At 58.0% G+C, this 8107-nt stretch carries 7 protein-coding genes; 5 read left to right on the plus strand and 2 right to left on the minus strand.

The genetic code is table 11. The features are described 5' to 3' along the window. Positions 1-109: 109 nt before the first annotated feature. Positions 110-2008 carry a molecular chaperone DnaK gene (dnaK, locus tag VGE80_RS18710; RefSeq protein ID WP_373650071.1) on the minus strand — a complete coding sequence of 633 codons (1899 nt, stop codon included), beginning with the start codon at positions 2006-2008 and terminating at the stop codon, positions 110-112. Between the two features lie 320 nt (positions 2009-2328). Here dnaK and VGE80_RS18715 point away from each other — a divergent pair, with 320 nt between their 5' ends. Together VGE80_RS18715 and VGE80_RS18720 are read left to right on the plus strand one after the other, a co-directional pair. After that, positions 2329-2598 (plus strand): hypothetical protein, encoded by a 270-nt coding sequence (locus VGE80_RS18715; RefSeq protein WP_373650070.1) that lies wholly within the window; start codon positions 2329-2331, stop codon positions 2596-2598. Between the two features lie 13 nt (positions 2599-2611). Next, positions 2612-3442, plus strand: coding sequence for a PIG-L deacetylase family protein (locus VGE80_RS18720; RefSeq protein WP_373650069.1), 831 nt, complete (start codon positions 2612-2614; stop codon positions 3440-3442). 123 nt (positions 3443-3565) lie between these two features. Here the strand turns inward: VGE80_RS18720 and VGE80_RS18725 are convergent, their stop codons facing one another. After that, entirely contained in the window at positions 3566-4795 is a 1230-nt protein-coding gene (locus VGE80_RS18725) for a glycosyl hydrolase family 28-related protein (protein ID WP_440593718.1), read from the minus strand. A gap of 236 nt (positions 4796-5031) precedes the next feature. Here VGE80_RS18725 and VGE80_RS18730 point away from each other — a divergent pair, with 236 nt between their 5' ends. The 3 genes from VGE80_RS18730 to VGE80_RS18740 all read left to right on the plus strand — a co-directional run. After that, positions 5032-5823 (plus strand): SDR family NAD(P)-dependent oxidoreductase, encoded by a 792-nt coding sequence (locus VGE80_RS18730; protein ID WP_440593719.1) that lies wholly within the window; start codon positions 5032-5034, stop codon positions 5821-5823. 315 nt (positions 5824-6138) lie between these two features. Beyond that, positions 6139-7476 carry a Gfo/Idh/MocA family protein gene (locus tag VGE80_RS18735; protein WP_440593720.1) on the plus strand — a complete coding sequence of 446 codons (1338 nt, stop codon included), beginning with the start codon at positions 6139-6141 and terminating at the stop codon, positions 7474-7476. 64 nt (positions 7477-7540) lie between these two features. Continuing rightward, positions 7541-8107 (plus strand): site-2 protease family protein (locus VGE80_RS18740; RefSeq protein ID WP_440593721.1); only part of this gene is annotated, 567 nt, incomplete at its 3' end.

Here is an 8107-nt window from a genome sequence, read left to right on the forward strand (position 1 = left end):
CGCCACTCGGCACGCCTGGTCACTACTTCTGATTGTTGTCATGAACAAGAGCCGTCCGAAGCGTGGGCGAACCCCCACTCCGGACGCTCACTCTTATTCCTTAACCGCCTCAGCTCTTCTTTTCGAACTCGGCATCGATGACTTCGTCATCGGGCTTGCCACCTTCTGGAGCTGCTTCTGCCTCAGCACCGCCGCCCGCCGCGGGCCCCTGCATGTGCTGACTGAGGGCGTAGCTGGCCTGCTGCAAGGCGTCGACGGCCGAGTTGATGGCGGCAATGTCGTCGCCCTTTTCTGCAGCCTTCACCTTTTCGATGCTGGCTTCCACGGCGCCCTTCGACGCGGCGTCGAGCTTGGCTCCGTGTTCTTTCAGCACCTTTTCCACTTCGTAGACCGAGGTCGATGCCTTGTTCTTTGCTTCCGCCAGTTCACGGCGCTGTTTGTCTTCGGCCGCGTGTGCCTCGGCATCCTTCTTCATCTTTTCGATTTCGCCCGAGTCCAGACCGCTCGAGTTCTCGATTTTGACCGAGTGCTCTTTGCCGGTCGCCTGGTCTTTGGCCTTCACGTTCAGGATCCCGTTCACATCGATATCGAAGGTCACTTCGATCTTCGGCGTGCCACGAGGAGCGGGCATGATCCCTTCGAGGTTGAACTGATTCAGCAAGCGGTTGTCGCGTGCCATCGGACGTTCACCCTGGTAGACACTGATGGTCACAGCGGTCTGACCATCGGCGGCAGTCGAGAAGGTCTGCGTGGCCGTCTTGGGGATCGTCGTATTGCGTTCGATCAGAACGGTCAGCACGCCCCCTTCGGTTTCCAGACCCAGCGACAGCGGAGTCACGTCGAGCAGGACCATGTCCTTCACATCACCCGAGATGATCCCCCCCTGGATGGCAGCGCCGATCGACACGACTTCGTCAGGATTGACGCCCCGGTGAGGCTCTTTCCCGCCGAACATCTTCTTCACGAATTCCTGGACCTTCGGAACGCGGGTTGAACCACCGACCAGCACGACTTCATCAATCTGGCTGGGTGACAGCTTGGCGTCACGCAGGGCGTTCTCGACTGGCTTGCGGCAGCGTTCGACCAGCGGATCAATCATCCGCTCGAACTCAGCTCGCGTGACCGTCAACTGCAAGTGCTTTGCACCCGACGCATCAGCGGTAATGAACGGCAGATTGACGTCGGTCGACTGCTGACCCGACAGTTCCTTCTTGGCTTTTTCGGCCGCTTCACGCAGACGCTGCAGGGCCATCGCGTCTTTGCGGAGATCAATCCCGTGTTCGGCCTGGAACTTGTCAGCGATGTGCTTGATCAGCACTTCGTCAAAGTCGTCACCACCCAGGTGAGTGTCCCCGTTAGTGCTCAGCACCTCGACGAGTTCGTTGTCGACTTCCAGAACCGAAACGTCGAACGTACCGCCCCCAAGGTCGAAGACGGCAATCTTTTCGTTCTTCTTGTTCTGAAGACCGTAGGCCAGCGCTGCGGCCGTAGGCTCATTGATGATTCGCTCGACCTTCAGGCCGGCGATTTCACCCGCGTCCTTCGTCGCCTGACGCTGAGCGTCATTGAAATAGGCGGGAACGGTGATCACCGCACGCGTGACGGTATGTCCGAGATACGCTTCCGCAGATTCCTTCAGCTTGCGCAGAACCTGAGCCGAAACCTCTGGCGGCGTGTAGGTCTTGCCATGGACATCGACCTTTACGTATTCCTCGGGCCCACCCACAACTTTGTAGGGGACCATCTTTTCTTCGGATTCGACTTCACTGTGACGTCGACCCATGAATCGCTTGATGGAGTAGATGGTGTTGCGGGGGTTGGTGACCGCCTGGCGCTTGGCTGGGTCACCGACCAGTCGGTCACCCTTTTCCGTATAAGCGACGACGCTGGGGGTGATGCGATTGCCATCCTGATTCGCAATGACTTTGACCTCGCCCCCTTCCATCACAGAGACAACCGAGTTCGTCGTCCCCAGGTCAATGCCGATGATCTTCTCTTGAATGGCCATAGCCGATGTCTCCAAAGTTGAAAGGAGGTTATTTGACAGGTCTCCACACGTCTGCGTCCATGATTGCAAAGGCCGCGCCAACTTCGACTTCTTCGGTAATCTTCTCCGAAACCCCTGTTTTTCAGGGCCTCTCACTCGCACGCTTTCAGATTCCCCAGAGCCACTGCCGTTTTTGCAGCCCTGTGTCGCCTCACACCAAATCGACCCGCTGTCATTTTGGCAACAACGGATTCCAACTACAAGCACATCAGGTTTCCACCGTTTCTGCGGGGGGTCTCACAGAGGCGGGGAAGCGGGCTTCCGTTTTCTAATTGACCTCAGTGCGGCGCATACTGAGCCCTCAAGCCCTGATCGAGCCCTACCAAGCGAAAGATCGGGACGAAGTCGTCAAATGTCTCGATGCCCAGGGTGGGCTCGACAAGTGCCGACTGGCATTCTACAAGTCGGACGACCTCGGTCAGGATGACGAATGGGACAACTGGCGGCTCGAAGGTCCCTCATTCGTCTGGCACTACCGGGGAACACCCCACGTTCACGTCTGGGTCAACATTGCAGACGATCCCTCAGTCAAATTCACGGCAGAAGGTTGAGTAAAAGGTAAGAATGAAGACATCGGATCCCCTACGACTGCTCGTGATTGGAGCACACCCCGATGATTGCGAACTCAAGGCCGGTGGCCTGACCGCACTGTACCGCCAGGCGGGCCATCAGGTGAAATACGTCTGCGTCACGAATGGTGAAGCAGGACATCATCGCCTGAAACCGCCCGAACTGGTCAAGGTCCGTCGGGCGGAAGCCGATGCCGTCGCAGCCTTGATGGGGATTGAGTACGAAATCCTCGGCAATCGAGACGGTCAGCTTCTTCCGACAATCGAGGCCCGCTTCGAGCTCATCGCGTTGATCCGCAAGTACCAGCCGGATCTGATCCTGACCCATCGTCCGAATGACTATCACCCCGACCACCGCGCCACATCGACCCTGGTCTGCGATGCGGCCTATATGGTGATCGTTCCCCACATCGTCCCCGAGGTACCAGCCTTGCGGGTCAATCCCGTGATCGCCTACCTCTCGGACAACTTTCAGCGTCCCGCACCGTTTCAGCCCTCGATCGTCGTCGATGTCGAACCGGTGCTGGAAACGATGCTCGATCAGATGGCCTGCCATCGTTCGCAGTTCTTTGAATGGCTCCCCTACACCCTGTGCCAGGAAGCGACTTTCCCTCGCGACCCGCAGGCCGAACGAGAGTACCTGCGTGAGTTCTTCCTGCAATTCAACGGACCGCTCGCCGATCGCTTCCGAGATCAGATCATCAAGACATACGGCGCGGAACGGGGACAAAAGGTTCGCTGGATCGAGGCGTTCGAACCGTGCGAGTACGGTTCGCCCCTGACGGAAGAAGCCCGCAAGCGTTTGTTCCCGATGCTCCCCGCCTGAGCAGTCTTCTCCATCCGGAACGAGCGGCAAGCGATCGAGAAATCGGCAGGCGCGGAAAGTGAGATCGTTTCCGCGCCTGCCAGGATCATTTGCCCTCGTTCCTGACCTATCCAGATAGCGGTGTTACTTCTCGGGCTGCTTGATCTCGTTATCAGTTCTCAGCCGTTGCAACAGGGTGACGCCAGCAGCTTTCGCTTCAGCCCCACTGAAGAAGGGCCCCGCTCCATTCGTGAGGTGATTCGCTTCCACGACACAGCCCGTGGGGTGTGAGGGATTTGCCCCCGCCGCATACGTCACCAGGATGGCCGGAGCCTTGCCGTCTGCCTTGCGCCAGAAGCTGTTACCCCGAATTGACGCCGCTTTCAGCCGGCCCAGAGTCATCAGCGGGCTATCGAAGCCATAGGTGCCGATGTTGTTGGATTCGATCACCGCCCCAAACACCGCCTGCCCCGGATGTTGTCCCCGGTTCAACGCCGAACCGATCACCAGCGGATGCTGCACGTTCTCAAAGTAATTGCTGGCAATCCGCAAGGCGTGACAGACCCCCGCCCCTTCAACATTTCCGGCATCGGGCTGGTCGAGTCGAATCCCAGATGAAACGACAAACCCGTAGACACCCAGTTCGACCAGATTTCCTTCCAGCTGCACATTGGCCGACTGTTCAACGTGAATCGCCCCGCCAAGATCACCACCACCCAGGCGACAATTCTGCACCCGCAGCTTATTGCATTGCTGGTATGCCGTGATGGCAAACCCACCACCGCTGCATACGATCGTCGATTCCCGGATCGTGACGTTGTAGCTTTCCCGTAATCGCACCGTGGCGTCCGGGTTGCTCAGGCTTTTCAGCCAGCAGTTGTCCATCATCGCATCAATGCCACTCATCAGGTCCACCACGGACGAGCCCTCGTTCAGAGCGGAAAGACCGACCAGTTCGATGGCCCGGTTCTGTTGCGTCCCTCCCTTGGCGACAAACAGCGGCCCCGCTCCCTCCCCCTGTAGGAGAGGGCCTTTCCCCTGGAAGGCACCTCCCCCGCGACAGGGACGATGCCCAATCAGCCGCTTGCCACCCGACTGCTTGCTGCCTCCCATCTGCAGCGTCCCCTTGATCCGGTAGAACTGGGGAACATCGGGAAAATGAATCTCGTCACCCGCATCGATCGCCGCTTGGATCGCAGCCCGATCATCCGTTTTTCCATCGCCGATCGCGCCGAAGTCCAGCACGCTGACCTCTCCATGAGCCCGCTTCCTGTCGACCTGCGCCGAAAGTCGTTCTGTTTGCGGCCTCTCCATCAGGACGACGACCAGCAGCAATCCAAGCAGTCCGGCAACGCCGACAGTGATTCGATTCATGACCAACCTTTGCTTCCGATTCCAGACTGCATGAAGAACTCGGCAACGACAGATTCCCTGAGGACACCGCGTCGACCACTCCAGAACATCAGTCCGGTCGACGTAGTGGCAAGTGGACTTCGCACATCGTTTAATAGCCGCCGAGAAACTTGCAGGATTATCCGTAGCTCACAAAACACGACGCGTTCTCGCCGCGTGTTCTACCACATGTCATTACTAATTGAGGAATGCAGACCATGACGGATTCGCTCTTTTCCGTGACCGACCTTTCCGTGCTGGTCTCTGGGGGAAGTCGGGGGATCGGAAGATCACTGGCAGAAGGATTTGCTCGTCGTGGTGCCCGCGTGACAATAACCGGCCGAGACTTGTCCACTCTCGAAAAGACAGCCTCGGAAATTTCCACCGGGCCACATCGCGTTGAAACTCTCGTCTGCGACGTCGCCCAACCTGACGACATTCCCCGTATGGTCGAAGGCGTGATCAGCAAGTCGGGCCGGATCGACTGTCTGCTGAATGTGGCCGGTGTCAATGTCCGCAAGCGAGTCGAAACCTACACGATCGAAGAGTTCGACGGGATCCTCGACATCAATCTGAAAGGAGCCTTTCTGGTGGCTCAGCAGGTAGGACGACACATGCTCGAACGGAAAGGGGGTGGCTCGATCATCAACATCGACTCACTGAACTCATTCCGTCCCCTCAAGGGGGTCCAGCCGTATGCCATGAGTAAAGCCGCAATCTCGGCCATGACCCGCGGCATGGCAATGGAATGGGGTGAGCACGGTATCCGTGTAAACGGCATCGCCCCTGGCTTCATCCTGACTGACCTCACGAAGAAACTCTGGTCAGACCCCACAATGCAAGCCTGGAACACCGCCAACTGCCCCATGAAGCGACTGGGACAACCCGAAGACCTGATCGGGACGGCCATCTTCCTCGCCAGTCCGGCAGCCGCGTTTCTAACCGGACAGGTCATCTACGTCGATGGCGGCATCACCTGCGGAATGCCCTGGCCGATTCCGCTGTCGTGAGCCTCGTCTTGTCATCAAACCCCGTTTGCGGGACAGCATCACCATCACGCTTTGGGTGACTCACCGCAAACCCCTGCGCGATGGTCAAACTGCGATCTGTGGTTTCTATTCCCGATCCTCCGTACTGCACGCACTCAATCCGCTTCCGGCGCAGCGACTGGATTGCATGCAAATCGTTTTAATTCGCCCACAGAATGTCTGTGGGGAAAACGCCAAGAATCTTTTGGCAGAACTTGCCCTTCGAAACAGAACTACTTCCAATATCGATTCATCGAAGTCGATGGATAGATCGTCAACTACAGTGAGGGAGCTCCTATGAGTCAGAGATTGCTGAACCGTCGTTCGTTTCTTCAAACAACCGCTGCGGGTGCTGCGGCGGCCTGGGCTGCTCCTGCCGTCCTGTCTCAGGAGACCAAGAAGGCCGAATTGCACGTGGCGGCAATCGGAGCAAATGGAATGGGCTGGGCCGACCTGTCGAGCGTTGGCACTCATCCGAAAGTGAAGTTTGTCGGATTCTGCGATGTCGACTCCAAACGCTTCGATCAGGTCGACAAACACTACCCCGGTGTCCCTCATTTCGCCGATTACCGGGAAATGATCGAACAGCTCGGCGACAAGCTGGATGCCGTGATCGTTTCGACCCCGGATCACATGCACGCCCCTGCAGCCATGTTCGCAATGAACCGCGGCAAGCACTGCTACTGTCAGAAGCCACTGACGCACACCGTCTGGGAAGCACGCCAGATGCGACTGCTGGCCGAAAAGAAGAAACTGATCACCCAGATGGGAAATCAGATTCATTCCAATCTCGAGTACCGCCTCGGCGTCCGATTGCTCAAGGAAGGGGCAATTGGAAAGATCAAATCCGTTCATTCCTGGATTGGCGTCAATGGACACCAGCACTACGCCGGTACCAGCCGACCACCCGTTGCCGAAGTCCCCGCGTCACTGAACTGGAAGCTCTGGCTGGGAGCGGCGTCCGATCGACCCTATGGAGACAAGGCCTACCACACCTTCAACTGGCGCGCATGGCAGGAATTTGGCTCCGGCGCTCTGGGCGACTTCGGTTGCCATATTCTGGATCCCGTATTCTCGGCTCTGGATCTGACCGCACCTCTGTCCATCACCGCCGAGCATGAAGGGTTCAACCCCGAGCTCTGGCCGGGCCCCGAAACGGTCACGTACATCTTCCCCTCAACGCCATTCACGAAGGGGGATACCCTCAAGGTCACCTGGTACGACGGGGGCCGCAAGCCCTTCCGCGATCTGGCACAGCTACCCGACGGAGTTGAATTGCCGGGCGGCGGCTCGCTGTTCATTGGCGAAGGGGGAACGATGGTTCTTCCGCACATCGGAATGCCACAGCTCTATCCGCAGGCCAAGTTTGCCGACTTCAAACGACCGGAAGAAAAGGCTCTCAGCCACTGGCATGTCTGGGTCGATGCAGTCCTCTCCAACACCCCGACCAGTGATGGATTCCACTACTCCGGCCCGCTTACGGAAACCGTCCAACTGGGCAACATCGCCGCTCTCCATCCTGGCAAAACGCTGGAATGGGACGCGAAAGCCCTGCGGATCAAGAATGTTCCCGAAGCGAACGCCCTGTTGACCAAGAAGTACACGAAGGGTTTCGAAGTCGAAGCCGTTGCATGATGTGAAACCGGCACTTTAAAGGTCGCGGCGGCATCCCGTCGCGACCTTTGAAAGAAGGTGAATTGTGAAGTGGTCCTGGAAGCTGGGTGAGTTTCGTGGCATCGCAGTCTACATGCATGCCACGTTTCTGATTTTGATCGGGTTTGTGGTCCTCAGCCATTGGAGCGAGGGCCACGAACTCGGGAAAACCCTCGAAGGTGTCGGGTTCACCCTGGCACTCTTCGCCTGCGTTGTACTGCATGAGTTCGGTCACGCACTGATGGCGGCCCGGTTTGGAATCAGGACGCGAGACATCACGCTACTGCCGATCGGCGGCGTCGCAAGACTGGAACGGATGCCGGAAGATCCGCTGCAGGAACTGTGGGTCGCTCTGGCCGGACCGGCTGTCAACGTCATCATCGCCGCAGTGCTGCTGGCCTGGATGCTGCTGATCTCAAGAGTTTCATCTCTTGAGCAATTCAGTGTCACCAGCGGCCCCTTCGTCGTGAGACTGATGGCGGTCAACATCATCATGATCGTCTTCAACATGATCCCGGCTTTTCCGATGGACGGAGGGCGGGTCTTGCGTGCCTTGTTGGCGACGCGGCTGGAATATGCCCAGGCGACAAACATTGCCGCATCGATCGGCCAG

The organism is Schlesneria sp. (assembly GCF_036405755.1).
In the GTDB taxonomy this organism is placed as follows: domain Bacteria; phylum Planctomycetota; class Planctomycetia; order Planctomycetales; family Planctomycetaceae; genus Schlesneria; species Schlesneria sphaerica.

What these genes read in the sequence shown, in the direction of transcription:
- VGE80_RS18725 (WP_440593718.1), bottom strand. Translation starts at nt 4,795, where the DNA reads ATGAATCGAATCACTGTCGGCGTTGCCGGACTGCTTGGATTGCTGCTG.
- dnaK (WP_373650071.1), bottom strand. Translation starts at nt 2,008, where the DNA reads ATGGCCATTCAAGAGAAGATCATCGGCATTGACCTGGGGACGACGAAC.
- VGE80_RS18720 (WP_373650069.1), top strand. Translation starts at nt 2,612, where the DNA reads ATGAAGACATCGGATCCCCTACGACTGCTCGTGATTGGAGCACACCCC.
- VGE80_RS18735 (WP_440593720.1), top strand. Translation starts at nt 6,139, where the DNA reads ATGAGTCAGAGATTGCTGAACCGTCGTTCGTTTCTTCAAACAACCGCT.
- VGE80_RS18730 (WP_440593719.1), top strand. Translation starts at nt 5,032, where the DNA reads ATGACGGATTCGCTCTTTTCCGTGACCGACCTTTCCGTGCTGGTCTCT.